This window comes from Agrobacterium sp. LR_9, assembly GCF_041954855.1.
Taxonomy (GTDB): Bacteria; Pseudomonadota; Alphaproteobacteria; order Rhizobiales; family Rhizobiaceae; genus Agrobacterium; species Agrobacterium leguminum.
In genome coordinates this window covers 1-24,665 of record NZ_JAVAYA010000032.1, presented here as the reverse complement: position 1 = coordinate 24,665, position 24,665 = coordinate 1, and the positions used below count along the sequence as shown (strand labels likewise).

The 24,665-nt window shown below is 58.7% G+C and carries 27 protein-coding genes, 2 tRNA genes and 1 pseudogene; 16 read left to right on the top strand and 14 right to left on the bottom strand.

The features are described 5' to 3' along the window. Positions 1 to 4: 4 nt before the first annotated feature. Both RAC79_RS23410 and RAC79_RS23405 read right to left on the bottom strand, forming a co-directional pair. On the bottom strand, positions 5 to 613 hold the full coding sequence (locus RAC79_RS23410; RefSeq protein ID WP_174044597.1) for a DUF922 domain-containing Zn-dependent protease: 609 nt from the start codon (positions 611 to 613) through the stop codon (positions 5 to 7). 159 nt (positions 614 to 772) lie between these two features. Further along, entirely contained in the window at positions 773 to 1,228 is a 456-nt protein-coding gene (locus RAC79_RS23405) for a PRC-barrel domain-containing protein (protein WP_065655866.1), read from the bottom strand. Between the two features lie 142 nt (positions 1,229 to 1,370). On the opposite strand from RAC79_RS23405, the gene RAC79_RS23400 reads away from it, so the two are divergent. Further along, the gene (locus tag RAC79_RS23400; RefSeq protein ID WP_065655867.1) at positions 1,371 to 1,796 is read left to right on the top strand and encodes a DUF1801 domain-containing protein; all 426 of its coding nucleotides are present in this window, start codon (positions 1,371 to 1,373) and stop codon (positions 1,794 to 1,796) included. 35 nt (positions 1,797 to 1,831) lie between these two features. On the opposite strand, the gene RAC79_RS23395 is transcribed toward RAC79_RS23400, so the two are convergent. Beyond that, complete coding sequence (locus RAC79_RS23395) at positions 1,832 to 2,800, bottom strand: alpha/beta hydrolase family protein (protein WP_174039389.1); 969 nt, start codon at positions 2,798 to 2,800, stop codon at positions 1,832 to 1,834. On the opposite strand from RAC79_RS23395, the gene RAC79_RS23390 reads away from it, so the two are divergent. Then, the gene (locus tag RAC79_RS23390) at positions 2,776 to 3,063 is read left to right on the top strand and encodes a hypothetical protein (protein WP_236780872.1); all 288 of its coding nucleotides are present in this window, start codon (positions 2,776 to 2,778) and stop codon (positions 3,061 to 3,063) included. The two genes, RAC79_RS23395 and RAC79_RS23390, sit on opposite strands and share 25 nt — an antisense overlap. Positions 3,064 to 3,149: 86 nt before the next feature. Here the strand turns inward: RAC79_RS23390 and uvrB are convergent, their stop codons facing one another. Next, positions 3,150 to 6,116: an excinuclease ABC subunit UvrB gene (gene uvrB / locus RAC79_RS23385; RefSeq protein ID WP_174039388.1), complete on the bottom strand. Its 2,967-nt coding sequence runs from the start codon at positions 6,114 to 6,116 to the stop codon at positions 3,150 to 3,152. Positions 6,117 to 6,384: 268 nt separating this feature from the next. Between uvrB and RAC79_RS23380 the strand changes: the two genes are divergently transcribed. Together RAC79_RS23380 and RAC79_RS23375 are read left to right on the top strand one after the other, a co-directional pair. Beyond that, positions 6,385 to 6,738, top strand: coding sequence for a DMT family protein (locus RAC79_RS23380; protein ID WP_003507620.1), 354 nt, complete (start codon positions 6,385 to 6,387; stop codon positions 6,736 to 6,738). Between the two features lie 105 nt (positions 6,739 to 6,843). Continuing rightward, positions 6,844 to 7,266, top strand: coding sequence for a GNAT family N-acetyltransferase (locus RAC79_RS23375; protein WP_080856533.1), 423 nt, complete (start codon positions 6,844 to 6,846; stop codon positions 7,264 to 7,266). Positions 7,267 to 7,284: 18 nt separating this feature from the next. On the opposite strand, the gene RAC79_RS23370 is transcribed toward RAC79_RS23375, so the two are convergent. After that, positions 7,285 to 7,668, bottom strand: coding sequence for a helix-turn-helix domain-containing protein (locus tag RAC79_RS23370; RefSeq protein ID WP_065655871.1), 384 nt, complete (start codon positions 7,666 to 7,668; stop codon positions 7,285 to 7,287). 153 nt (positions 7,669 to 7,821) lie between these two features. On the opposite strand from RAC79_RS23370, the gene RAC79_RS23365 reads away from it, so the two are divergent. Continuing rightward, positions 7,822 to 8,433, top strand: coding sequence for an NAD(P)-dependent oxidoreductase (locus tag RAC79_RS23365; protein WP_065655872.1), 612 nt, complete (start codon positions 7,822 to 7,824; stop codon positions 8,431 to 8,433). A 12-nt stretch (positions 8,434 to 8,445) separates the two neighbouring features. Continuing rightward, complete coding sequence (locus RAC79_RS23360; RefSeq protein WP_065655873.1) at positions 8,446 to 8,922, top strand: nuclear transport factor 2 family protein; 477 nt, start codon at positions 8,446 to 8,448, stop codon at positions 8,920 to 8,922. Positions 8,923 to 8,987: 65 nt separating this feature from the next. Here the strand turns inward: RAC79_RS23360 and RAC79_RS23355 are convergent, their stop codons facing one another. The 4 genes from RAC79_RS23355 to RAC79_RS23340 form a co-directional block, all read right to left on the bottom strand. Continuing rightward, a complete protein-coding gene (locus RAC79_RS23355) occupies positions 8,988 to 10,352 on the bottom strand; it encodes a PepSY domain-containing protein (RefSeq protein ID WP_142845314.1) in 1,365 nt (454 codons plus the stop codon). A gap of 47 nt (positions 10,353 to 10,399) precedes the next feature. After that, on the bottom strand, positions 10,400 to 10,804 hold the full coding sequence (locus tag RAC79_RS23350) for a DUF2946 family protein (RefSeq protein WP_142845315.1): 405 nt from the start codon (positions 10,802 to 10,804) through the stop codon (positions 10,400 to 10,402). 141 nt (positions 10,805 to 10,945) lie between these two features. Further along, positions 10,946 to 11,338 carry an acyl-CoA thioesterase gene (locus tag RAC79_RS23345; RefSeq protein WP_063949081.1) on the bottom strand — a complete coding sequence of 131 codons (393 nt, stop codon included), beginning with the start codon at positions 11,336 to 11,338 and terminating at the stop codon, positions 10,946 to 10,948. Between the two features lie 71 nt (positions 11,339 to 11,409). Then, on the bottom strand, positions 11,410 to 12,297 hold the full coding sequence (locus RAC79_RS23340) for an RNA methyltransferase (RefSeq protein WP_174039387.1): 888 nt from the start codon (positions 12,295 to 12,297) through the stop codon (positions 11,410 to 11,412). A gap of 209 nt (positions 12,298 to 12,506) precedes the next feature. On the opposite strand from RAC79_RS23340, the gene RAC79_RS23335 reads away from it, so the two are divergent. The 5 genes from RAC79_RS23335 (at position 12,507) to RAC79_RS23315 (ending at position 16,624) form a co-directional block, all read left to right on the top strand. After that, positions 12,507 to 12,591, top strand: a tRNA-Tyr gene (locus RAC79_RS23335). 25 nt (positions 12,592 to 12,616) lie between these two features. Beyond that, a tRNA-Gly gene (locus RAC79_RS23330) sits at positions 12,617 to 12,690 on the top strand. A 269-nt stretch (positions 12,691 to 12,959) separates the two neighbouring features. Beyond that, a complete protein-coding gene (locus tag RAC79_RS23325; protein ID WP_142845316.1) occupies positions 12,960 to 15,170 on the top strand; it encodes an ATP-binding protein in 2,211 nt (736 codons plus the stop codon). Then, a complete protein-coding gene (locus RAC79_RS23320) occupies positions 15,163 to 15,618 on the top strand; it encodes a response regulator (RefSeq protein ID WP_065655878.1) in 456 nt (151 codons plus the stop codon). Before RAC79_RS23325 ends, RAC79_RS23320 begins: the two co-directional genes overlap by 8 nt. 13 nt (positions 15,619 to 15,631) lie before the next feature. After that, positions 15,632 to 16,624 (top strand): sensor histidine kinase, encoded by a 993-nt coding sequence (locus RAC79_RS23315; RefSeq protein ID WP_142845318.1) that lies wholly within the window; start codon positions 15,632 to 15,634, stop codon positions 16,622 to 16,624. A 54-nt stretch (positions 16,625 to 16,678) separates the two neighbouring features. Here RAC79_RS23315 and RAC79_RS23310 read toward each other — a convergent pair whose 3' ends face one another. Then, a complete protein-coding gene (locus tag RAC79_RS23310) occupies positions 16,679 to 17,104 on the bottom strand; it encodes a response regulator (RefSeq protein ID WP_236776196.1) in 426 nt (141 codons plus the stop codon). Between the two features lie 157 nt (positions 17,105 to 17,261). Here RAC79_RS23310 and RAC79_RS23305 point away from each other — a divergent pair, with 157 nt between their 5' ends. Genes RAC79_RS23305 through RAC79_RS23295 form a run of 3 tightly spaced genes read left to right on the top strand, consistent with a single transcriptional unit; the run spans position 17,262 to position 20,201 of the window. Beyond that, on the top strand, positions 17,262 to 18,716 hold the full coding sequence (locus tag RAC79_RS23305) for a CHASE3 domain-containing protein (protein ID WP_078051905.1): 1,455 nt from the start codon (positions 17,262 to 17,264) through the stop codon (positions 18,714 to 18,716). Then, positions 18,713 to 19,150, top strand: coding sequence for a response regulator (locus tag RAC79_RS23300; protein ID WP_006316407.1), 438 nt, complete (start codon positions 18,713 to 18,715; stop codon positions 19,148 to 19,150). The genes RAC79_RS23305 and RAC79_RS23300 overlap by 4 nt, the downstream gene beginning before the upstream one ends. Before the next feature lie 4 nt (positions 19,151 to 19,154). Then, entirely contained in the window at positions 19,155 to 20,201 is a 1,047-nt protein-coding gene (locus RAC79_RS23295; protein ID WP_065655881.1) for a sensor histidine kinase, read from the top strand. Positions 20,202 to 20,278: 77 nt separating this feature from the next. On the opposite strand, the pseudogene RAC79_RS23290 reads toward RAC79_RS23295, so the two are convergent. The 3 genes and pseudogenes from RAC79_RS23290 to RAC79_RS23280 all read right to left on the bottom strand — a co-directional run. Next, a pseudogene (locus tag RAC79_RS23290) lies at positions 20,279 to 20,622 on the bottom strand (anti-sigma factor domain-containing protein); the annotation flags it as partial. Positions 20,623 to 20,743: 121 nt separating this feature from the next. Further along, complete coding sequence (locus tag RAC79_RS23285; RefSeq protein WP_035263387.1) at positions 20,744 to 20,938, bottom strand: hypothetical protein; 195 nt, start codon at positions 20,936 to 20,938, stop codon at positions 20,744 to 20,746. A gap of 129 nt (positions 20,939 to 21,067) precedes the next feature. Beyond that, positions 21,068 to 21,394 (bottom strand): BA14K family protein, encoded by a 327-nt coding sequence (locus RAC79_RS23280; protein ID WP_078051907.1) that lies wholly within the window; start codon positions 21,392 to 21,394, stop codon positions 21,068 to 21,070. Positions 21,395 to 21,712: 318 nt separating this feature from the next. On the opposite strand from RAC79_RS23280, the gene RAC79_RS23275 reads away from it, so the two are divergent. Together RAC79_RS23275 and RAC79_RS23270 are read left to right on the top strand one after the other, a co-directional pair. Beyond that, positions 21,713 to 22,162 carry a hypothetical protein gene (locus RAC79_RS23275; protein ID WP_065655883.1) on the top strand — a complete coding sequence of 150 codons (450 nt, stop codon included), beginning with the start codon at positions 21,713 to 21,715 and terminating at the stop codon, positions 22,160 to 22,162. Positions 22,163 to 22,789: 627 nt separating this feature from the next. Then, complete coding sequence (locus RAC79_RS23270; protein WP_080856526.1) at positions 22,790 to 23,158, top strand: MliC family protein; 369 nt, start codon at positions 22,790 to 22,792, stop codon at positions 23,156 to 23,158. A gap of 472 nt (positions 23,159 to 23,630) precedes the next feature. Here the strand turns inward: RAC79_RS23270 and RAC79_RS23265 are convergent, their stop codons facing one another. Continuing rightward, positions 23,631 to 24,263, bottom strand: a complete 633-nt coding sequence (locus tag RAC79_RS23265) for a TerC family protein (RefSeq protein ID WP_003522456.1) — start codon at positions 24,261 to 24,263, stop codon at positions 23,631 to 23,633. Between the last annotated feature and the right edge of the window lie 402 nt (positions 24,264 to 24,665).

Here is a 24,665-nt window from a genome sequence, read left to right as displayed (position 1 = left end):
CCGTTCAGGGGCCGTTGACGAGGGCGAGGATGAGCTGATGCACCCGCCCGCCGGGGGAAAGCTCGTCCCGGTCGAAATCGCGGCCGCGCTGGCGCTGCTCGTTGGAAAGCTCACCCAGACGCTGTTGCAGAACGGCGCGCACCTTCTGACATTTGGCATCGTTTTCCGCCCTCAGCCCGATGCTGAAGGCCTCGATCTTTTTCACCATGTCGAGAATATGGTCACCATGGACGCGTTCATGGGTTTCCACGCCGGAAATGAAAGTCCTCCAGCTGGCGGCGACTGCGGGCGGCAGATTGGCGGGCGCTTTCGGCCAGGTGTAGATGATGGTGAGATTGGGCCTTGCGGTGGCCAGCACGCAGGCGCCATCCGGCTGCGGACGGTAATCCCGCCGCCATGTCAGCTTGAACGTGGTGTGGGCGATGGCCTGCACGCCGGCGGTCGGACCGCGTTCGCCGATCGATTGATAAAGCGCACCGCCCGTATTGCCGCTGATGGCGTAGGTTTTTATCTGCTCGGCCGGTTTCCAATCGGCCGCCTGCGCTGACAGCGACAGGGCGCCGAGCGTGATGGCGGTGCGGATGGCAAAGGAAAAGAGGCTATTGGCGGGCACGCAGCGATCCTTGGTGATTTGCGCGCCGAAGATAGGCGAGAGGCGCGCCGTCAGGCAAGGGCCCTCCGGCGGGGAGTGCCGGGTTTTCCGATAGGTCGCCACATATGAAAACCCCCGCGACAGGGCGCGGGGGGACAAGCTTGCGGACTGCAGGGGTAATCAGTCGTCCAGCTTGTCGTAATCGAGCTTCGGAGCGTTCTGAAGCGCTTCCTTGGTGGTGTCGACATAGGCCTTCCAGGTGCCGTTGTCGTTGTGGACCGCGACGGAAGCTGGGTCGAGCACCACATAGCTCTTATCGATGCCGAGGAAGCCGCCGACGCTGGCCACCAGGCCGATCACCGACTTGCCGTCACCGATGACGACATCTTCGATTTCACCGATGTTTTCGTTCTGGGCGTTGTAGATGTCCATGCCATCGAGCTGGGAGGCGGTGAGGTCGGTCTTCTGGACATTGACGAACTTCAGCGGGCCGCTGGCCTTGGTGCCCATGGTAATGCCGGGGCCGGACAAAGTGGCGTCCGCGCCGGCAGCAGGGGCAGTAGTGGCCGTCTGGGCAAAAGCCACGGAAGAGGAGAGCGCTGCTGCCGCAGCGAGAGCGATGACATTGATTTTCATGATGTTTCTTCCCTTTGTATGCTGAACGTTGCGTTCGGGGAGGAAACGATGGGAGGCGGATTTGGTTCCTCATGGGAGGACAGGAAAATTTCGTCTATGCTGAAAAAAAGGATCAGGCGTGCGTCGAAATCGGGAGGATGTCATGGCGAAAAACATGGTGGCGAAAGATGCAGGGGAGACCGCACCATCGGACTTCATCGACCGGAAGATCGCGGAGCTCGGCGACTGGCGCGGTGAGACGCTCGCGCATATTCGCGCGGTGATCAGGAAGGCCGATCCGGAGGTGGTGGAAGAGGTGAAATGGCGCGGCGTGCCGGTCTGGTCGCATGCGGGCATCCTCTGCACCGGCGAAACCTACAAGAACGCGGTGAAGATGACATTCGCCAAAGGAGCCTCGCTGGAAGACCCGGAGGGCCTGTTCAATTCAAGTCTGGAGGGAAACACACGGCGGGCGATTGATTTTCACGAGGGGGATGTCGTGGATGAGGAGGCGCTGGCGGCGCTGATTCGGGCAGCGGTGGCGTTGAACGCGGTGGGGAAGAGCGGGAAAAAGCGGGCCGGAAAGTAATGGACCTATCCGGCGACGAGAAAGAGGCCCACGCCTCAATCCTTGGCTTTGTCGGCAGCCTTGTCCCATTCCCCATCGATGAACTTCAGCGCGTCGATAATCGAGACCTTCCACACCGACCAGACGTGATCGCCGTCGGTCACTCGCAGCTCGGATTTGCGTTTGTCGGCTTGCAGCGTCTCGTGCAGGGCGATGGCGCCGCGCCAGAGAAAGAAGCCGTCATCGTCGCCGACGGTCAGATAGGTGGCAGGCAAATCCTGGCTTTCGGCCACATGCTGTGCAACGAGGGTGAATACGTTCTTTTCGTTGAAGAGCCTTGCATCGAAAGGTGTGCCGAAGGCTCCGGAGAAATGGTCCCCGGTTGAGGGAAGCACGATGCCGCTGGTGACGGTGGTGCGGTCGACCCGGTGGAAAAAGGCGCTGTCCTGAATGAGCTTGAGTTCGGCCGGCGTCTTGTCGAGATCGGAGGCGGGGACATTCTGCCAGATGGCGCCCGACAGACTGGCCACTGCGTCATAGAGGTCTTCATGGCCATAGGCGAGATGCAGGGCGCCGAAACCGCCCATGGAGAGGCCGGCGATGGCGCGGCCTTGCCGATCTTTCCGCACCGGCAGCGTTTTCTCGATCTGGTCGCGCAGATCGCCGGTCAGGGCCGTTTCGTAATCGCCGGGGCCGCCGACAGCGGCGGAATCCACATACCAGCTGTTCTTGACGCCGGGCATGACGACAACCAGCGGGCGGATGGCGCCGGCAGCGATGAGCGTATCGAGCGTCTTTTCGATATTGCCGAGATCGCGCCAGCTGTTCTGGTCGCCATCGTGGCCGTGCAGGAGGTAAAGCACCGGCCAGCCGTTTCCCGGCGGCACGCCGTCCGGGCGATAGATGTTGACGGGGAGCGGCGCGTTCAGGGCGGGACTATGGAAGGTCGCATCCTCGATCTGTCCGGCAAAGGCCGGAGTGTAGGTGACGAGGAGGCAGAATGCCGCCAGATTTTTTCGATACATGCGGTCGCTCCCTGCTGCCATTTCCAGACCATATCAACGTGCGCCGTTCCCGCATCAAGGGTCAACGCATCAGGGGAAGCACGGAGATCGAGATATTGCGCGCCTGTGTCGCGGGGGTCCTCCCGACCGGTCCGATCTATTTCTCTACCTACATCAAGTCGGCGGAAAATGATGACTACATTGCCATGGCCCTGGATGCCGACTTGGTGAAAGTTTTTGGTCCGGACCAGGTCGCAGCGCGGATCAGGCAGTGCGAAAGCTGATCGCCGCTGCCGGAGCGCGCGGGTGCTCCGGTCATGTGTTTCGCAATACATATGCCTGCTGGCATCGAATATCGCGGGCGCGTGCGTCACCGCCCCGGCCGGCCCGTCTTGCCCTTGGTTCGGCTCTTGCGCTTCTGCTCGCCGGCGTCCTCATAGGAACCCGCGCCGATCTTGCCGCGTACCAGCGGTCGGGGATCGTCCGTGGCGCGCTCCGGCTGGCCCTCCAGCAACGGCGAGAACCGTTTGCCGGGCTCTCTCTCGGGCTTGTCGGGCACCGCGCCGCGCACGGGTTTTTCGGTCCTGCCCACCGTCATCTCGTCCAGCGTGTTCCTGCGGAACAGCGGTTTGCCCGCATCCGAGCCGGGGCCTATTTCATCCAGCGAGGGTTTGGCGAAGAGGGATTTGCCGCTTTCGTTCGCTGCGGCGCCCGCCTCCGTCCTGCCGGATGTCTCACCCTCCGGGGGGGAGATCGACAAGTGGCTGCGTCTGTTGTTCTTTCCGCCGCCTTCGATGGCGCGGGCCTCTTCCTTGGCCATCGGGTCGTCCATGGTGGCCAGTTCGGCGGCCTTGAGGCGTTTGATTTCGTCGCGCAGGCGGGCAGCTTTTTCGAAGTCGAGATCGGCTGCGGCGTCGCGCATGGATTTTTCCAGCGCGTTGAGATGGGCCTGCAGATTGTTGCCGACCAGGTGGCCGCCATCGGCGAAGCCCTTGCCGGAAACGCCAGAAATATCGGCCCTTACGTGATCGCGCTCATAAACAGAATCAAGAATGTCGGAAATCTTCGCCTTGACCGATTCCGGCGTGATGCCGTGTTCGGCATTATAGGCCATCTGCTTTTCGCGGCGGCGGGAGGTTTCCTCCATCGCCCGCTTCATCGAGCCGGTGATATTGTCGGCATAAAGGATGACCTTGCCGTCAACGTTACGGGCGGCACGGCCGATGGTCTGGATCAGCGAGGTTTCCGAGCGCAGGAAGCCTTCCTTGTCTGCATCGAGGATGGCGACGAAACCGCATTCGGGAATGTCGAGGCCTTCACGCAGCAGGTTGATACCGACGAGAACGTCGAAAGCGCCGAGGCGCAGGTCGCGGATGATTTCGATGCGCTCCAGCGTGTCGATATCCGAGTGCATGTAACGGACGCGGACGCCCTGTTCATGCAGATATTCGGTCAGGTCTTCGGCCATGCGTTTGGTCAGCACGGTGCAGAGCGTGCGGTAACCCTTGGCGGCGGTTTCGCGGATTTCGCCGAGAACATCGTCAACCTGGCTGCGGGCGGAGCGCACTTCCACCGGCGGGTCGATGAGGCCGGTCGGGCGGATGACCTGTTCGGCGAAGACGCCGCCGGACTGTTCCATCTCCCATGAGCCGGGGGTTGCCGAAACCGCCACGGTGAGCGGGCGCATTGCGTCCCATTCCTCGAAGCGCAGCGGCCGGTTGTCCATGCAGGAGGGCAGGCGGAAGCCATATTCGGCCAGCGTCGCCTTGCGCCTGAAGTCGCCGCGATACATGCCGCCGATCTGGCTGACGGAGACATGGCTTTCGTCGATGAACAGCAGCGCGTTATCAGGGATATATTCGAACAAAGTCGGCGGCGGTTCGCCGGGATTGCGGCCGGTGAGATAACGCGAATAGTTCTCGATGCCGGCGCAGGAGCCGGTCGCTTCCAGCATCTCGATATCGTAGCGGGTACGCTGCTCCAGCCGCTGGGCTTCCAGCAGACGCCCGGCCTTTTCCAGTTCGGCGAGGCGGCCCTTCAATTCTTCCTTGATCGACTTGATCGCGCCGTTCAGCGTCGGGCGTGGGGTCACATAGTGCGAATTGGCGTAAATTTTCACCGATTGCAGGTCACCGGTCTTCTGGCCCGTCAAGGGGTCGAATTCGGTGATGGAATCGATCTCGTCGCCGAACATCGATATGCGCCAGGCGGCATCCTCAAGGTGGGCGGGGAAGATTTCGATGGTATCGCCGCGCACGCGGAACGAGCCGCGCTGGAAATCCATGTCGCGGCGTTTGTATTGCTGGGCCACGAGGTCGGCCAGAAGCTGGCGCTGGTCCAACCGGTCACCCACCTGCATCTGGAAGGTCATGGCCGTATAGGTCTCGACCGAACCGATACCGTAGATGCACGAAACCGAGGCGACGATGATGCAGTCGTCGCGTTCCAGCAGCGAGCGGGTGGCGGAGTGGCGCATCCGGTCGATCTGTTCGTTGATCGAGGATTCCTTCTCAATGAAGGTATCGGAGCGCGGCACATAGGCTTCCGGCTGATAATAATCGTAGTAGGAGACGAAATATTCCACCGCATTATCGGGGAAGAAGTTCTTGAACTCCGAATATAGCTGCGCGGCCAGCGTCTTGTTGGGCGCGAGGATGACAGCCGGGCGCTGCGTCGCCTCGATCACCTTGGCCATGGTGAAGGTCTTGCCCGAGCCGGTAACGCCGAGCAGCACCTGGCTGCGTTCGCCCGAATTGATACCTTCTACGAGGTCGTTGATGGCCGTCGGCTGGTCGCCGGCGGGCTTGTAGTCCGAAGCCATGCGGATGGCGACGCCGCCTTCGGATTTTGGCGGGCGGGCCGGGCGGTGCGGCGTCCACAGCTTGCCGTCCTTGAACAGCGGATTGCCGCTCTCGATCAGTTTCGACAGCGCGTCCACCGTGGCGGTGACGGCGCCGGGCGCGAGGTTGGCGGCATCCTCCAGCGATACGTCCATGCCGGCGACCGGATTGAGACCGGCGGCGGCGCGGGTTTTCGGATCGCTCGATGCGCCGATGGAAACGCCGCGTGCGGTCTTGGAGGCCGTGGTGTTCTTGGCCGTCTTCGGGGGGGCTTTCTGGGCCTCCTTGCGCGCTTCGATCTCGATCTTCTTGCGGTGCTTGCCCGCCTTCGAGGCGATTTCGCGCTGGGTTTCCACGGAGGAAGCCTCCGCTTCCGCCTCGAGCTGCTTCACCCAATCGGCGACGCTGCCGCTGAGCGGCGCGCCTTCGAAGGACGATTGCGGAGCTTCCTCGAAGCCCGAGGGCGAGGAGGTGGAGTTTTTCGGTGATCTGGCCATAGGCGAAATATGGAGGGAGTCACGCATAAAGGGAAGGGGATGTGGTGAAAAAATGAGTACAAAAAGGAAACGAAGCGTGCGGAACAAAATTCGGCCGGATGCGTTGCGTAGCGGCTGAAGACAGCTTTGTTCAAATCCGTCGGAAATCGATTTCGGTTTTCGGGCGGATGCGCTAGAGCAAATCCATACGGGCGGAATGAGGGTTTCCTTCTGACTGCCTTCTCCTGCCGCATTTCATGACATCCCTCCCTTTTTTCCAGGACCCATCATGCCGTTCTCAATCAGCCCTGCCCATATCTGGCCTGTCCTGATGCTCATCGCCTCCAATGTTTTCATGACCTTCGCCTGGTACGGCCATCTCAAGCACAAGGGCAGCGCGCTCTTCCTGGCGATTGTCGCCAGCTGGGGCATCGCCTTCTTCGAATATGTGCTTGCCGTTCCCGCCAACCGCATCGGTTCGGAGGTCTATTCGACCGCGCAGCTCAAAACCATTCAGGAAGTCATCACGCTCGCGGTCTTCGCGCTGTTTTCGATCTTCTGGCTTAAGGAAAGCATCACTATCAACCACGTGATCGGTTTCGCGCTGATCGCTTTCGGTGCGTCCTTCATTTTCCGCTCCTGAAAAGGAATAAATACCCGGCGCTTGCCGGCCCGGAACCAGTCGCAACGGATATGAGGTGATGTATCGATGAAAATACGGCCTGCGACAGTTGACGATGCAACGGGAATGGCGGCGGTTCAGAATGAGATATTCTCGGCCGGCCTCCGAAAAGCGCCGACGGACATTACGGCCGTGCTGGAGAATTACCTCCAGCACGCCGACCGTATCGAATGCTCGGTCGCCGAGGACGATGACGGGCGTATACTGGGCTTCCAGTCGCTGCGTTATGCGCGCACGGACAATCCCTATGGCGTGGCGGAAGGCTGGGGCATCATCGGCACCCATGTCAGCCCGCAGGCGGCACGAAGAGGTGTGGGATCCGCCCTCTTCGCGGCAACGCGCAGGGCGGCGGAGGCGCGGGGTATTCAGAATATCGATGCCAGTATCGGTGCGGACAACATGCTCGGCCAAAGCTATTACGACGCTATGGGATTTACGACCTATCGCCAACCGGAAGGGCTGGTCTGCAAGGTTTACCGGCTGGGCTAGACGCGGCCTGCTTCCGGATCAGCCGCGATTGTCGTTTTCGGAATATTGCAGGCGGGCCTTGCAGATGCGAACGTGGTTCTCGTCAGCCCATTGCACCAGCAATTGCATCGGCACCAGAAACGAGCGGCCGAGATTGGTCAGCTCATATTCCACGCGCGGCGGCACCTCCGCATAAAGCGTGCGGCGGATGAAGCCATCTTCTTCCAGCCGTTTCAGCGTGCGGGACAACATCTGCTTGGAAATATCGTCGATCCTGCGGTTCAGCTCGTTGAAGCGCAGCACGCCGCCCTGCAGGGCTTCCAGAACCAAAAGGCTCCATTGATCGCCGATACGGTCGAGCACATCGCGGATGGGGCAGGGCTGGTCGAAGGCAAAAACCTCTTTCGTCTGCGTATCCGCCATGTCCTTACCCCTTGCCCTTTTACCCTTGCAGGTCATCGCCATGTGACCAGATCAGCCGCCGCTGACTTCTTGCGGCTATGGCTGCGATACCATAGCTCTTCTTCGCGGTCTATAATCTAGACCGGTAACGATAGTGACAAGAGGAAAGAAGCCATGGCTAAAATCGCGCTCATCGGCGCTTCCGGCAATGCCGGGTCCCGTATTCTGAAGGAACTTTCCGACCGGGGACATCAGGTGACGGCAATCGCCCGCAATCCCGAAAAGATCGCCAGCCTGCCGAATGTGGTGGCAAAGAAGGGCGATGTTTTCGATCAGGCAGGGCTTTCGGAACTGCTGAAGGGTCACGATGCCGTGATCAGTTCGGTGCATTTCACCGCCAGCGATCCGGCAACGCTGATCGAGGCAGTGCGCGCCTCCGGCGTTCAGCGCTATTTCGTCGTCGGCGGCGCCGGCAGCCTTGAAATTGCGCCGGGCCAGCGTGTGGTCGACCTGCCGGATTTCCCGGCCGCCTACAAGGCCGAAGCGACCAAGGGCGCGGAGTTCCTGGACCGGCTGAAACAGGAAAAGCAGCTCGACTGGACCTTCCTGTCGCCATCCGCCGAATTCGTGCCGGGCGAAAGAACGGGCAAATTCCGCATCGGCAAGGATAATCTCCTCAGCAACGATGAGGGCAGCCGCATTTCCTTCGAAGACTATGCCATCGCGCTTGTCGATGAAATCGAGAAGCCGCAGCATTCCCGCCAGCGTTTCACCGTCGGTTATTGAGAGGTAACACCCATGAATTTCGTAACACGCCGTCTTGCCATCGCCGCATTCGCTCTCGTGCCCGCCTTGATGGCAGCGCCCGTTCTGGCGCAAACCGCAGCACGGGACTTCGCGCAGGAAGAAGCCAACCGCAAACTGGTGATCGAGTTCTACGATACGGTCTTCAACAAGCATGAGGTTGACAAGGGCGCCGCCGTCCTCGTCGACAGCTACAAGCAGCACAACCCGATGGTGCCGGATGGCAAGAAGCCGTTCGTGGATTATTTCACCGGCCACTTCAAGGAAAACCCGCAGTCGAAAGCACGGATCGTGCGTAGCGCCACGGATGGCGATCTGGTCTATCTGCACATCCATTCGACGGAAAATGAAGGCGATCGCGGCAGGGCCATCGTCGATATTTTCCGGGTTACCGACGGCAAGATCACCGAGCACTGGGACGTGATCCAGGAGGTGCCGGAAAAGGCGGCGAACACCAATACGATGTTCTGAGAGCCGTTGCCGTCGCATTGCCGATAACAGGGAACAGCCGGGATTTTCGCCCGGCTGTTTTCATTTCAGATCGCGCGTCGTTTCTGGCGCGACTGTACGATCAGATCCAGCGCCATCATGGCCAGCAGGCTCGCGCCCACCAGCGGGAAAATGATGCCGCCGATGGCGAGTATGGCGAGCAGACCGTGCAGGACGCGTTTTTCCTGCGGGAGGGGCGGCACGCCGAGTGACCCTTTCGGACGGCGTTTCCACCACATGATGCCGGCAGACACTGCAAGCAGCACAATGCCGATACAGGCCGCTAGAAGCACGATCTGGTTGGCAAGGCCATATTGCTGGCCCAGATGCACGTTGATGCCCCATTCCAGCGCCTTGCCGAGCGGGCCGTAATCGGCGTAGCTCATATCGATCAGCGGCTCGCCGCTATATTGATCGAGATGGACGACCCGTTGCTGCGCCAGATCGTCGGGATAGACGGAGCCGCTATAAACGCCCGTCGGTTTTCCCGGAAGGGAGACAGCGTAACCGGCGGCAAGACCGAGCGCGTCGAAACGTGCTATCGCCTCGTCGATCCCGATAGGCTGGTCTTCGGCGGAATGGGTGGATTCCGGTATTTTCGCCTGCTCCAGTGACCAGCTTGTCTTCGCCACGTGGTCGAGATGTTCGCCCGACATCGGAACATCGGTGCGAATGCCCGCCGGATATCCGAAGTTGCTGCCATTCGCCCATTCATTGATCTTCGCACCCCAGACGCCCGACCAGGGCATGCCGGTGACCGCAAGGAAAACGATGAAAAAGCCGACGAAAATGCCGGTGACGGCATGGGTATCGCGCCAGAACACCCGCTTTTTCGGCGTGCCGCGCACGGTCACGACACCGCCGGTCTGTTTTCGCGGCCACCAGAGATAGATGCCGGTGGCGACAAGAAGGATGGACCAGCCGGCAGCGATTTCGATCAGATAGCGGGCATAGGTGCCGAAATATTTCAGGCTGTGGAGATAGCGGATCGTCCACATGACGGTGCCGCGATCCGGCAGGGAGCCGGCAACCTCAGCAGTGTAGGGATTGACGTAGACGGCCCGCTTTCCATCCGCCGTATTGACGGTGATTTCCGCCGACGCGCCCGGATCGGCGGGGGTGATATATTTGACGGCTGCGCCGGGAACGGCCGCAAGTGCTGCACTCACGATCTCGGAAGGCAGCGCTTTCGGCGCGTTTTGCACCACTTCGATCCGCTTCAGGTCTGGGTGGATGAGATTATCGAACTCGTCCCGGAAGAGATAAAGCGCACCGGTGACGGCGAGCGATATCATGAAGGGCAGGACGAAGAGACCGGCGTAGAAATGCCAGCGCCATACGGCGCGGTAAAGATTTGCGGACGAGGAATGCGCAGGCGCACGCTCGCCCTCGAAAGAGGTCGTAACAGACATGGATGTCTCCGCAAGAGAATTGATTTTCCGGCAGGCCGGACAGTGTTCTAGCGTCGCGGAGCTGAGGGGGGTGCGCGTGGGCGCGATTCCAGATTGGGCGGCGATGGCGGCAACGCCGCGTCGATGTTCAGGAAGGTGACTTCGACCGCAGGGAGAATATTGTCCGCGCGCTCGACGGGAATAACCGGAAGAGCGGCGGCTGTGGCCGAAGCCAGACGGCAGAGCGTGCCGCAACAGTCGTCTGCGATCTTGCCGGCAGGGTTCTGTTTGCCGGAGCCGCCTTCCGGCAAATGGCTGGAACAGATGATCTCATCCGCCGCCAGCGCGGCCATCGCCATGTTGCCGCTTGTCAGGCCGTTGGCGAGGCCCTGCAAAAGGAAAAGCAGAACCGCCAGCATGGCGATGGCGCCAGCCGAACTTCTGTCCTGCATGATCCTGCGAATAAATCCCATGCAATCGGAATGTCATATTTGCGGCGAAATGTCACCGCGACACAATGACGGGAAGTGAGGGGCAATAACGATCCCGACAAAGCGTGGGATGCCGATGCTGCTTGTTGTTGAGCGGCGCTGGAGCCCAGCGCCGCAGCGCGCTTATTCCGCTGCCGGAATGGGCGTGGGTTGTCCGTTTTCGTCCATCGCCACCATGATGAAGGTTCCGGCGGTGACTTTTTCCAGCTTGTCATAACGCGACCGCTGCGCCCAGGCTTCCACCGTCAGGGTGATGGAGGTGCGGCCAACGCGGGCGATGTCGGTATAGATGGACAGCGTGTCGCCGATCTTCACCGGCAGTTCGAAGGCCATTTCCTTGACCGCCGCGGTGACGACGCGACAGCGGGAACGCTCCGCTGCACGGATACCGCTCGCCAAGTCCATCTGCGACATGACCCAGCCGCCGAAAATATCGCCGGCGGGATTGGCGTCGGCCGGCATGGCAAGCGTTCTGAGCGTCAGCTCGCCGGTCGGTTTGATGGTCTGCTCGGTCATGTTGAAATTTGCTCCTTGCGAAAAAGCGCAGCATGCGTTGCGCTTTGTGATTTCGCAAGGAAGGCGAAGCGTCAGGACGACGCTTTGCCCAGAAATTGCTGCGTTGCATAAAGGGCGATGGCTGCCGCATTCGAAACGTTGAGCGATTTGATCTCGCCGGGCATATCGAGACGGGCGAGCGCCGAGACGGTTTCGCGCGTTTTCTGGCGCAGGCCCTTGCCTTCGGCGCCCAGCACCAGAGCGATTTTTTCACCGCTGAATGTCTGCTCGATGGGGGCGGGGCCTTCCGAATCCAGACCGACGGAGAAGAAGCCGAGCTTGTGCAGCTCGCCGAGCGCATCGGCCAGATTGGTGATCTGGATATAGGGAATGAGCTCCAGCGCACCGGAAGCCGATTTCGCCAGCACGCCCGACTCGGTCGGGCTGTGGCGCATGGTGGTGATGACGGCGCCGGCGTTGAAGGCGACCGCCGAGCGCATGATGGCGCCGACATTGTGCGGATCGGTGACCTGATCGAGCACGAGAATGAGCGGGCTGTCCTTCAGCGCGCCGAGACGCTTGACCGGCAGCGGCCGGGTTTCCAGCATCACGCCCTGATGGATGGCCTCGGGGCCGAGGACCCTGTCGATATCCTGAGGGGAAACCATCTCGACCGGGAAGGGCTGGGCATCGGCCTCGCCGATATCGAGACGCGCAAAGGCGTTCTGGGTGACGGAGAGCTTGACGATCTGCCGTTCGGGATTGGCGATTGCGGCACGCACGGTATGCAGGCCGTAAAGATGCACCTGATCGGGCGCTAGCTGCGGCGGCTTCCAGTCGTCCGCGCCGCGGTTCTTGCGCCTCGGCTGCTGCGGGGTCGGAATTTCGCCGCGCTCCCGCTTGGCGTCGCGCACGGCGCGGCGCAGGTTGGCATAGTGCGTGTCGCGGGTGGATTTGTTCTTGGGATCGTCTTTGCTCATGGCGCCTTATATCTCCGCCGGGAGGCGCGCACCAGCCCCCGCGATAATTCACAGGGCCGTAAAGAGGTTTGAATTTTTTCCCGAAAATTCGTGAAAGGGCGTGTTGACAGAAACGAATGAGGCCGTCATATACGCGCCACAGACGACGCAACGGCGCTTCGCCGCAGCGAAATCTGAAGAGCTTGGTCGCTCGATCCTAGCAGAAAGCTGGAGGGATGCCCGAGTGGTTAAAGGGGACGGACTGTAAATCCGTTGGCTACGCCTACGTTGGTTCAAATCCAACTCCCTCCACCATTCTGCACGGATCGAAATCACCACCGCGGGTATAGCTCAATGGTAGAGCAGCAGCCTTCCAAGCTGAATACGCGGGTTCGATTCCCGCTACCCGCTCCAGCTAGCCCTGAAAAAATCGATAAATTCCCTCAATTGCTGGCTTCCCTTCGCTTTGCCGTGCGCGTGTAGCGCCTATTTCTGTGGGATGGTCCGGCACGCGAGCTTTTCACCGTCACGGTTCTGCCAACCATGAATCGCATTGACGTCATATGGGCGCCATTTCAACCTCTTGCCAAAACGAGCGTTTACATCTTCGCAATAATCAATAGGTTGGCGGCATCTTTTGAGCAGGTTGAACGTTCTTGCAAAGAGAGCGGCTGGAGAAAGTTATGAGTTCAAATACGCCGAAACTGGATAGTTGCGGCGCCGAGCCCATCCACATTCCCGGTGCTATTCAGGAACATGGGGCCCTTCTGGCTCTGTCCGCGCGGGAATTTTCCCTGGTGCAGGCGAGCGATAATCTTGCCGACTATATTGGTGTGGCCCTGCCAATCGGGGTCGTCGTCACCGAAAAAATCTTGCCTTTCATCTCCGCACTCTCCGTCTGGTATTCCTCCGAAGAGAGCAACTTCCGATATGCGTGGGCCGAAAAGAAACTCGATGTTTCGGCGCATCGATCAGGGACTTTGGTTATTCTCGAGGTGGAAAAGGCAAGAGAGGGCGAGTCGGCTGAAAAGCTGATGGGCGAACTTACCAATCTGGCGCAATATCTGAACAGCGCGCCATCGCTGGAGGACGCTCTTTCGCGGACCGCGCAATTGGTGTCCTCGATCAGCGGTTATGATCGTACCTTGATTTATGATTTCGGACTGGACTGGAGCGGCCATGTCGTGGCGGAAGCCGGAAGCGGGACTTTGCCGTCTTATCTCGGACTTCGCTTTCCGGCGGGCGACATCCCGCCGCAGGCGCGGCAGCTCTACACCATCAATCGCCTGCGGATGATTCCCGATGTCGATTATAAGCCTGTCCCGATCAGACCGCCGGTCAATGCGGAAACGGGAGCGGTGCTCGATATGAGCTTTTCGCAGCTCCGCAGCGTGTCGCCGGTTCATCTCGAATATATGCGCAATATGGGCACGGCCGCTTCGATGTCCGTGTCGATCATCGTTAATGGCACTCTCTGGGGCTTGATCGCCTGCCACCATGCGACACCCCATTCGGCATCCTTTGCCGTCCGTGAAGCCTGTGATTTTGCGGCACAGCTCCTGTCTATGCGGATCGCGGCCGAGCAGAGTTCCCAGGATGCATTCCGCCGGGTGGAGCTTGGCCAAATTCAGGCACGTCTCTTGAAAGGCATGGCCGCCGCCGAAAAATGGGTTGATGGACTGCTTGCGGGTGACGACGAAAAAAACGACCTGCTGAAACAGGTGGGAGCGGACGGCGCTGCACTCGTCCTTGGCGACGACTATGAGCTTGTCGGCAGAACGCCGTCACGGCAGCAAGTTGAAGAGCTTGTCTTATGGTTCGCAGAGAAGGACGTTGTGGATGTTTTTGCAACCGACAATCTGACCGGCGATTACGCTGCCGCTGAGGCCTATGCTGCCGCCGCAAGCGGAATTATTGCGATGCGGGTTTCGGAATTGCACGGCAGTTGGCTTATCTGGTTTCGGCCGGAAGTCATAAAAACGGTGCGCTGGGGCGGTGATCCGCACAAAACGGTGCAGGAGAGCGGGCGCATTCATCCGCGCAAGTCCTTTGAAATCTGGAAGGAGCAATTGCGCAATACGTCATCTCCCTGGTCGGAGGCCGAGCTTGCGGCGGCGAGGGAGCTTCGCAGCGCGATCATCGGCATTGTCCTGCGCAAGGCCGAGGAGATGGCGGATCTGACGCGGGAATTGCAGCGGACCAACAAAGAGTTGGAGGCATTTTCCTATTCCGTTTCGCACGACCTGCGTGCCCCGTTCCGTCATATTGTCGGGTTTGCGCAGTTACTGCGGGAGCGCAGCAATGTTCTGGACGAGAAATCCCTGCATTATCTGCAGATGATATCAGAGGCGGCGCTGGGTGCCGGCAGGCTGGTGGATGATCTCCTGAATTTTTCACAGCTTGGCCGCACGCAACTCACCCTGAAACCGGTGGATATGCAGAAGGTGGTGAGCGAAGTTCGTCGCTCTCTGGCGCCCGCCGTTGCGGATCGCCAGATCGAGTGGCGCATCGGAGAGTTACCGGTGATATTCGGGGATGCGACCCTGCTGCGGCAGGTCTGGTACAATCTCATCGAAAATGCCATCAAATATTCGTCTCGGGAGCCGGTGTCGATCATCACCATTTCTGCGGTTGAAACCGAGGATGACGTCACTTATTCGGTCGAAGACAATGGTGTTGGCTTCGATATGGCCTATTACAGCAAGCTTTTTGGTGTGTTCCAGAGGTTGCAGCGGGTAGAGGATTTCGAGGGAACGGGCATTGGACTGGCGCTGGTGCGACGAATTGTCGAACGCCATCACGGTTCGGTCGGTGCCGAGGGAACTGTCGGTGAGGGAGCCACGTTCTTCTTCACATTGCCGGTTATGAAAGTTGAAGAGGAAAAAATTGCCTGAACTCAGACCCATTCTGCTGGTGGAAGACAATCCACGCGATCTGGAACTAACGCTGACCGCTCTTGAAAAATGCCAATTGGCGAATGAGGTGGTGGTGGCACGCGATGGCACCGAGGCACTCGACTATCTGAATGTAACCGGTAGCTATCATAACCGCTCGGCTGGTGATCCGGCAGTAGTTCTTCTCGACCTCAAACTGCCGAAAGTGGATGGGCTTGAGGTGTTGCAGACGGTCAAGGGCAGCGATCACTTGCGGCACATTCCGGTCGTCATGCTGACGTCTTCGCGAGAAGAACAGGATCTCGTTAGGAGCTACGAACTCGGCGTGAACGCTTTTGTCGTCAAGCCTGTGGAATTCAACCAGTTCTTCAAGGCGATACAGGATCTTGGCGTCTTCTGGGCTCTTCTGAACGAACCGCCACCGGGTGCACATCGCAATGGCGGATGAGGCGGTGTCGCGAATGGAGGCAAGCAGACTTCTTCTCCTGGAAGACAGTTCTGTGGATGCCGAACTGATCGAAGAACAGCTTTCACGCCTTTCGCCGCCACCTGCGGTAACGAGAGCCGTCGGCAAGGCATCGTTCATTGAGGCGTTGGAAAAACAGCAGTTCGATATCATTCTCGCGGATTTCTCCTTGCCGGACTTCGATGGCATGTCGGCGCTCGATGTCGTTATGGCGAGAAGACCCGATACGCCGTTCATTTTCGTGTCCGGTGTCTTAGGCGAGGACGCGGCGATCGATGCATTCCGCCGCGGGGCGACGGATTATGTTCTCAAGCAGCGGCTTGTGAGACTGCCATCCGCTGTCGAGCGCGCGCTGGCGGAAGCCCGGGAGAAACAGGAGCGAAAGCGGGCGGAGCTGCACAAGGAGCTGCTCGTCCGTGAGCTCAGCCATCGCGTCAAGAACACGATGGCGATGGTCGTTTCAATCATTCGCAGAACGGCCAAAGGCAGCACCTCCATCAAGGATTACCAAGAACGGCTGGTGGCCCGTGTGAGTGCCCTTGCGGAAAGCCATGCGCTGCTTTTTCAGAGTAATTGGGGTGAGACGAATCTGAGGGATGTCGTGACGCGGGCGATCGAGCCGCATAATACCTTTGCGAGCAGGATCGAGCTCGACGGTCCGGATGACGTACAGGTGTCGCCGAAATCGGCGCTGGCGCTGGGAATGATCCTGCACGAGCTAGCCACAAATGCCCAGAAATACGGTTCTCTTTCCGGCGCAAACGGAAAGGTCGAGGTTGTCTGGAAAAAGATTCTGAACGGAGACGGCCATGACTGCATCGACCTGCGGTGGCAGGAAAGCGGCGGCCCGCCTGTTTCCGTGCCGCAGGATACCGGATTTGGAACAACCCTTATAACAAGGGGTGTGCAATACGAATTGCAGGCGGAAAGCGAAATTCGCTATGATCGCGACGGCTTGCGATATCAGGTCATTTTTCCCCTGGACTAAGTCGCCAGACGAAAAGAAGCGGAGTGGGGCATCAGACCGAGATTGGCCCCGCACTTAGTTGGTCAGTGAAAACTCGTTCGCCAGAACACGCGACAGATTGTCGAAATCGCAGGGTTTGGAGACGACCGTCAGCCCGTCGAGCTGCGCGCGGACCCCGGGTATCTCCGCATATCCGCTGCAGATGACGAAGGGGATGTTTGCCGCCTTGAGCTCTTCAATGACGGGTAAGGACAATTCGCCTCGCAAATTGAGATCGATGACGGCGCCATCCAGATCGGTGTCGCTTATTTTCTCCAGGGCGGCACCGATGTGCGAAACCGGCCCGACGACATTGACTCCCAGATCGGAAAGGAAATCCTCCATATCCATCGCCAGAAGCGCGTCGTCCTCCAACACGAGGATTTGTTTTCCCTGGAAACTATAGCTCATTGTTACCGCATTTTCGTCATTTGGACTCAGTCTGGCACCGCCAATCAACATTGCAAAACCCCTAAGTCCCCAACTGGTTCCTTCCATAAATAAAAAGAAAACAGTCGCCTGTGATGTCGTCGTACTCTAGTTTGCAAACTCAATTCGTGCCTACCGGGAATGTGTTTCTGTGACTGGTTTTTCACCGTTTGCCCAACGAAGCCTTTTGATGCTTGCCGTGGGTGTTGCGATTTTGATTGGCATGGTCTCCATGTCGTTGTGGCTTGTGCAGGTGAATAACCGCTATTCCCAGGAAACAGCGGAACTCCGACGTTTCCGTGCCGCTGTTTTGGATGTGCTGACGACGATGCAGGACATCGAAACCGGCCAGAGGGGATATCTGCTGACCAATAATCGCGATTATCTTCTGCCTTATGAAGAAGCCCTGCGTGGCTTGCCTCAACGCCAGTCAAGACTTTTCGATCTTCTGACGGAAGACGAGCAATACAAGCAGTCTCTTTCGGGCCTGAGGCAGGCAATCGACGCGAAGTTGGCCGAGACCCGCGAGACCATAGATCTGCAGCGTGCGGGCCGAATAACGGAGGCGGTTGAGGTCGTCCGCAATAATGACGGCAAACGCTTCATGAACGAGATCAGGAGTATTCTGTCTGACCTGCAATCGGACACAGATGATCGCTTGCGCATCATCGTTGCGGATCAGCTGGGGGCTGCCAATACGCTGCGGTGGGTGACGGTCGGCGGTGCGCTCGCCATCCTCATTGTGGTGGGTGGTTCGATCTTCCTTGTCTTCACCTATATCCGCGCCCTGACAAGGTCGCGGGAGGATGTCGATGAACTCAATCGTCATCTTGAAGAACGTGTAGAGGAAAGAACGCGCGATCTCCGGCGAGCCAATCAGGAAATTCAGCGCTTCGCCTATATCGTAACGCATGACCTGCGCGCGCCGCTCGTCAATATCATGGGCTTCCTCTCCGAATTCGATACATCGCTGAAGCCGGTGAGCCGTTATGTTCTCGCAGATGGCGAGTCGCTGCCGGAAGATGTTATCCGTGAGGCGCGGCTGGCTGTTGAAGAGGATATTCCAGAGGCTATCGGCTTCATTCGCTCGTCTACCCGCAAAATGGATCAGCTGATCAACGCCATCCTTAAAATATCCCGCGACGGCCAGCGAAAGCTACAGCCGGAAAAGGTTGATATCGAAATGTTGCTTTCGTCGCTGTCTGAGACGGTGCGTCACCAGATCAACGCCAATGGCGGTGAGATTGAGGTCGATACGCCGAAGCTGACGATCGTGACCGATCGAATATCCCTTGATCAGATTCTTGGAAATCTTTTCGACAATGCGGTGAAATACCAGATGCCTGGCCGTCCGCTGAGGCTGACGGCACGAGCCTATCCAGCCGGGCGGGGGGCGATTTGTATCGAGGTCGCCGACAACGGGCGCGGTATCGGCGAACAGGATCTTGAACGGATTTTCGAGCTCTTTCGCCGGGCGGGCAGTCAGGACCAGCCGGGAGAGGGCATTGGTCTCGCGCATGTTCGTTCGCTAATCAGAAATTTAGGAGGTGACATTAAAGTCGAGTCTAAACTCGGTGAGGGCAGTACATTCATCCTGCTGATGCCGAGCGATCTCAGACGAGTCACCAAGGAAGGCGAAAAATGAAAGCGACCGGTCAGGAAGTAACGATCGTGATGATCGAAGATGACGAAGGCCATGCCCGGCTGATCGAGAAGAACGTGCGGCGTGCCGGCGTGAACAACGAGATCGTGCCTTTTACGCTTGGCGCCAAGGCGCTGGATTTCATATTAGGCGAAAGTCGGGATGGGCTTGTCAGCAAGGACCGCTATCTTCTCGTCCTGCTCGATCTCAATCTTCCGGATATGTCGGGCCTTAACATTCTCGAGCAGATCAAGAGCAATGAATATACCCGCCGCTTGCCTGTGGTGGTTTTGACAACGACCGACGATGAGACTGAAATTCAGAAATGCTATGATCTTGGCGCGAATGTTTATATAACCAAGCCGGTCGACTATGAGGGCTTTGCCAACGCCATCAAAAATCTCGGCCTGTTCTTTTCCGTAATTCAGATACCTTGAAGGCATGATGGCTTTGCGCGTTTTGTACGTCGATGACGACCCGGCTTTGGCTCGGCTTTCGAGCCGCGTTCTTGGTCGTCACGGTATGGAGGTGGTTCACGCCACCTCGGTCGCTTCCGGTCTCGAGCTTTTTCAAAACGGGCAGTTCGATGTCGTCGTTCTCGACCACTATTTCCAGACGGCAACTGGCATGGAATTTCTTGCCGCGATCCAGACGATACCGGCAAGGGCTCCAGTTCTCTATGTGACGGGGTCCAACGAGGCCCAGATCGCCATAGACGCGCTCAAGGCGGGTGCTGCCGACTACGTCATCAAGAATGTCGGGGACGACTTCTTTCCGCTTCTGCTCACGGCAATCGAGCAGGCATTGGAAAACCATCGCCTGCGCCAGACCAAGGAAGAGGCCGATCGTTTGCTGGTAAAGGCCAAAGAACACGCGGAAATGATGGTGAAGGAGATGAACCATCGTGTCGCGAACAGCCTATCGCTGGTGTCGGCCATGATCCGCTTGCAAATAAACACCCTGAAATCGCAGGAAGCGGAAACCGCGTTGCTGGAAACGCAAAGCAGAATTTCGGCCATCGCCGGCGTGCACCGCAGCCTCTATAATACCGCCAATGTCGGGCTGGTCTCCTTGAGTTCCTATCTAACCTCCATCATCGGCGACCTGTTCCAGGCGGTGCCCGGCTCTTCTTCCGTCACGGTCGAGACTTCGCTTTGCGAAATCGATCTCAAGGCGGATCATGCCGTGGCGCTTGGTGTCATCATAACCGAGCTTCTGACCAATGCGCTGAAATATGCTTATCCTGACCAGACCGGTACGGTTCGCGTCAAACTCTCCGAAGATAATGGACAGTTTGTTCTGCTGGTGGAGGATGACGGCGTCGGCGTGCCGTCAAATTCGACTCCGCGTGGCACAGGCCTCGGTACCAAGCTGATCATGGCGATGGCGCAGAATATCGGTGCACGTGTCGAACAGACCCATACGCATCCCGAGCTGAGGCAGGGAACGCGTTTTACGATGACATGGCATGAGAAGCGGCAGGATTGATTTTCCGCTGTTACCACCGCCAATAATGAGAGCGGCGCAGAAGCTTCTCTCTGGCGGTGCTAAACCGGTTTGAAAACTCACAGATGCCGCGCCGTGCCGATAGCGATGAACGGGCCGGTTGCCTGACCGGTCGAAGAGCCTCCGAAAGGCTCCACGCTGATTGCGAAGGTCGTGCCATCCGTTATGCTGCCGTGCATGTCGGCGGGAATGATGAGGTCGCCGTTCGTGCCCGGCTGGAAAACGCCAAGCAAGCGTGTCTTGCCCCATCCATGACGAGCCACAATTCTAACGATTTTTCGTCCGTCTTGCCGGTTGCGACCGGTACGATACGCATCCGGCCCGATTCCGCATCGTAGGACGCAAGGAGATTGACCTGACTGTCGGTTGTCGCAAGCTCAGCCACAAGCGGGTTGGTGCCTTTAGCCTCGGCGGAAACATGCGGCCGTCTTCTGGCATTTTCCACCTGTAGGAAGCGTTCTTCCTGAGCGCCCTGTTATGAGGTCTGACTGCGTCTGGGAGCTGCGGCCATGCAGAACGCGTGTTCAGGATGGCTCCAGCGCCGACTGGATCCGCAGTTTTTCCGCGTCCAGTTCACTCAGCCTTCCCATATGCGCCGTGATTTCCTCAAAGATCGAGGTGCGATCCGTTTTCGACAGGCGCTCCACGCGACGCAGGGCCGTGATGACCTCGATCAGATCAAGTCGCTCCTGCTCAAGCTTTTCCAGATTCCAGAACATCGCGTTTTCCCCGTTGGCACGCGTTCAAACGGTTCGCCGGGCAAAAGGTTCAGATCAGTCGAATTTAAGGTAAATTTTATCTTGTCGGCAACGGCCCGGGCCGGAGATGTTCCCCCGGGCCTCACCGAATCAATAGGGTGAGCGGCACTGCGTCCGCGTGCCGGCAGGCGCCATATAGCTGTTGTCGGTGGGGTGGTAGGATGTGTAACGCGCCGCACACCATTTTATATGGTTGATCTCGGCTTGAGACAGGGCGTAGCCGTTAGGCACGGCTTCTTCGCCTTTGCCTGCCGCAAAGGCAGACGCCGGGTAGCCTCGCTGATTTGAATTCTGCGCCTGCGCCTGTGTTTCGTAGGCCGGCTGTATGAGGCTCAACGCATGGGCGGGCACGACAGCAGCGGCAGATATCGCGACGCCAAGAGCGAGCGCGGAGATGGTCTTCGGCATCCTCAACATCGATAAATCCTCGTTATTCGTTCGGTATGCTAACGAAAACTTAGGAAATTCGTTCCGGCGAAGGATTGACGCCACACGAACACGTGATTCTCCAGGCTGGGCGCGGGAGGCGGTTGAAGCGGCAATATTGGGATGCTTTCGGTCCTGCGGCGGCTTTCATGATGACGGTGCGATGCTGCCTTCAACGGGAAAATGATGTGTCCGGTGAGCAAGTTCCATTCCCGCCTGCTTCGCTTCTCCGTCCTTTCGCACTGCTCGTTGACAAGCGGAAAATCCGGTCAGATAGTCGGCCGGCAATCATGCAAACGGGAGTCTTCAATGTTTAACAGGGTTGTCATTCTCTCATCCTTTGCGCTGCTGGCATCGGCGGCGTTTGTCTCCCCCGCAGCCGCACTCACCATGAAGGAGTGCAGCGTGAAATATCAGGCGGCGAAAGCCGATGGGTCGGCCAAGGACGTCAAGTGGAACGACTATCGCGCCAAGTTCTGCGGCAGCGAGGCGGCAGCCGAGGATGCGGCCGACGACAAGCAGGTCGCGGCCACCACCGAAAAAGAACCCGAAAAAGCGACGACAAAGGCCCCGAAGGGCGTCGCTTTCCCGAGTGCTGTCGATAAGAAATACTCAAGCGAGACGCCCGCAAAGGCGCGCCTGAAAACCTGTGTCGACTCCTATCACAAGAACAAGAATGACGGCACGCTCGGCGATCTGAAATGGATCCAGAAGGGTGGCGGCTACTGGAGCCTGTGCAACACGGCCCTGAAGAGCTGAGACAGGCGGGGGCGGATTACCTCTGGCGTTAGCGCGTTATCCGGCAGGGTTTCGGATAACGCGCGAGTCGATTCGGTCGCGATCGTTTCTCCTCGCCCCCCTTTTTCCTTCCCGTCATTCGCCGGCAGATGCGGATATCCCTTCCTGGCCGCGATCAGGACCTGATCGCGGATGAGTCCATTCCTTGGAGGGTGGAAACGTGTCGCATGGGGCAACCCCGTTTTCGGGCGGGTAAAATCTGCGAATGGCTTGCGATTCAGTCTCTTGATAGAAAGACTTGACCCTGCGGCTTGATCCGCATCCAGCAATTCAACGGCTGCGGCTGTCCGACGACGGCTCGCCGGCAATGTGGGCGGATGACCAGACGATTTCGAAACTATCTCACCGTGCTGGCCATATCGCTGCTGATGTGGACGGTGATCCTTGGCGTCGTTTATTGGCTGTTTCGATAGGTTTTGCCGCAGCTTGCCAGCCTGAATGAAAGTGCCGGAGGCCTGTGCGGCGATAAAGCCGCCTTATGCCTGCAAAGCCGATATTCCCGAAAATTTGAGATGGTAAGAGGCGGCCGCCCCATTTCGGCTCTGCTGGCGTGACCTTATAGTTCGGTGAGATCAGGAAAGGGTCATCATGAAAAAATCCGTTGCCGCGACGTGCCTTGCAGCTTTCTCCATGTCGGTCGCTACCGGCGCCATGGCTGAAGAGCTGGTGATTCCGCTCCCGAATGACACGACGGTTGAAAAGGTGGAGACCGTCTACCAATGCGCCGCCGACAAGGTGGAGGCCGTCTATTTCAATGCCGGTGAGATCAGCCTCGTGCGGCTTGGGCTGAAGGATGGCGTCACCGTTGCCGCAAATGTCATTTCCGGGTCAGGCGCCAAATATCAGGGCGGTATTTATGTCTGGTGGTCGAAGGGCGAGGAGGCGGATCTTTACGATCTGATGGCGGATCCGGAGATGAAAAAGCCGGTTCATTGCGTCGAGGCCAGGAAATCCTGAGCATCTGCTCGTTCCCGCAAAGGAGCGGCGGCAGGGCAGTTTTTTGAAAACCTTGCCATGCCGCCGGTCAGCGTGGGAGTGCGCGCGCGGCGCGTTCAGCCAAGAACGAGCGACGCAAGAAGCGCCAGCAGGATAAGAGAGCTGGCGACAACACCGAGCCTCACCCTGCGAAGTCGGCGGGTACGACCGCCGCTCCAGTCATAAGCCATTGGCAGCTTTACCTTTCTTTTTATTATTATGACTTATTGACTAGCTCCCTAGGCTTGCCCGTGGCTGACCTCAATTGCCAGAATCCATCGGCGAAAATTCACGATTTCCCTGTCTTCTCCCGATGTTGCAGCAAACGCGGCGATTGATTCTTCCTGTCCTGCGACGGCAAGGAGGGTGAGGGGGCCTGATGGGCGCAGGCCATGAAAAAAGCCCGGAAACTGGCGTTTCCGGGCCTCGTGGAGAAGCGTGTCTGCTGGTCGTTTCAGCTCAGATAGGGCTGGAGATAGGGCAGAACCTCGAGCGTGCCGTGATACAGCATGTTGAGGGCGACGTAGATGATGACCATCAGGCCGAGATAGGAAATCCAGCGATAGCGGTGCAGCAGCTTGGCGACGAAGTTGGCGGCAAGACCCATGAGTGCAATCGAAACGACGAGGCCGATGATGAGCACCGTCACATGTTCCTGCGCGGCGCCGGCGACGGCAAGGACGTTATCCAGCGACATGGAAACATCGGCGATGACGATCTGGGTCGCGGCCTGGAAGAAGGTCTTGTGACCCTTCGTCAGGTCGGCCTCTTCGTCCGTCACCTCGTCTTCGATGGAGCCTGCGGCCTCACGCAGTTCCGTCCACATCTTCCAGCACACCCAGGCGAGCAGCAGGCCGCCGAACAATTGCAGGCCGACAATGGCGAGAAGCTGCACGGTGACGGCGGCAAAGCCGATGCGCAGAACCGTGGCGGCGATGATGCCGACCAGGATCGCCTTGCGGCGGAGGTGGGCGGGCAGACCGGCGGCGGCAAGGCCGATGACGATGGCGTTGTCGCCCGCCAGCACGAGGTCGATTGCGATGACCTGTAAGAATGCCGTGAAACCGGCGGCTGTGAAGATTTCCATGGGATGGTCCTGAAACGGATAGAGAGGTCGCGAGGGAAGCGACGGATCGAGATATGGCTTGGGATGGCGCGCCTGCGCCGGATTCCAGTCGCCCGTCTCCCCCCGGCGATGAAATGTCCTTAAGCCATCATGCCGGTGCAGGTAAAGAAGTTGTGATAGAAATATCTTATTTAGTGATCGGCCAGTCGGGAGGACGGGCTCGTCGGGCCGATGTCCGCTTCGCCCTTGCGAAGGTTTGAATGTCGCAAATCAGATACCATATACGGGCCTCAAGGCACGCTTAGGGCGCGCGCGAAGGCGCTTTCACAATTAAGTCTTGCGCATTCGCTTACAAAGCCTTAAACGGCGACACCAAACCGGTACGCCGGGGAAACTACTTCACGTTCACAGGAAGCAATTCAC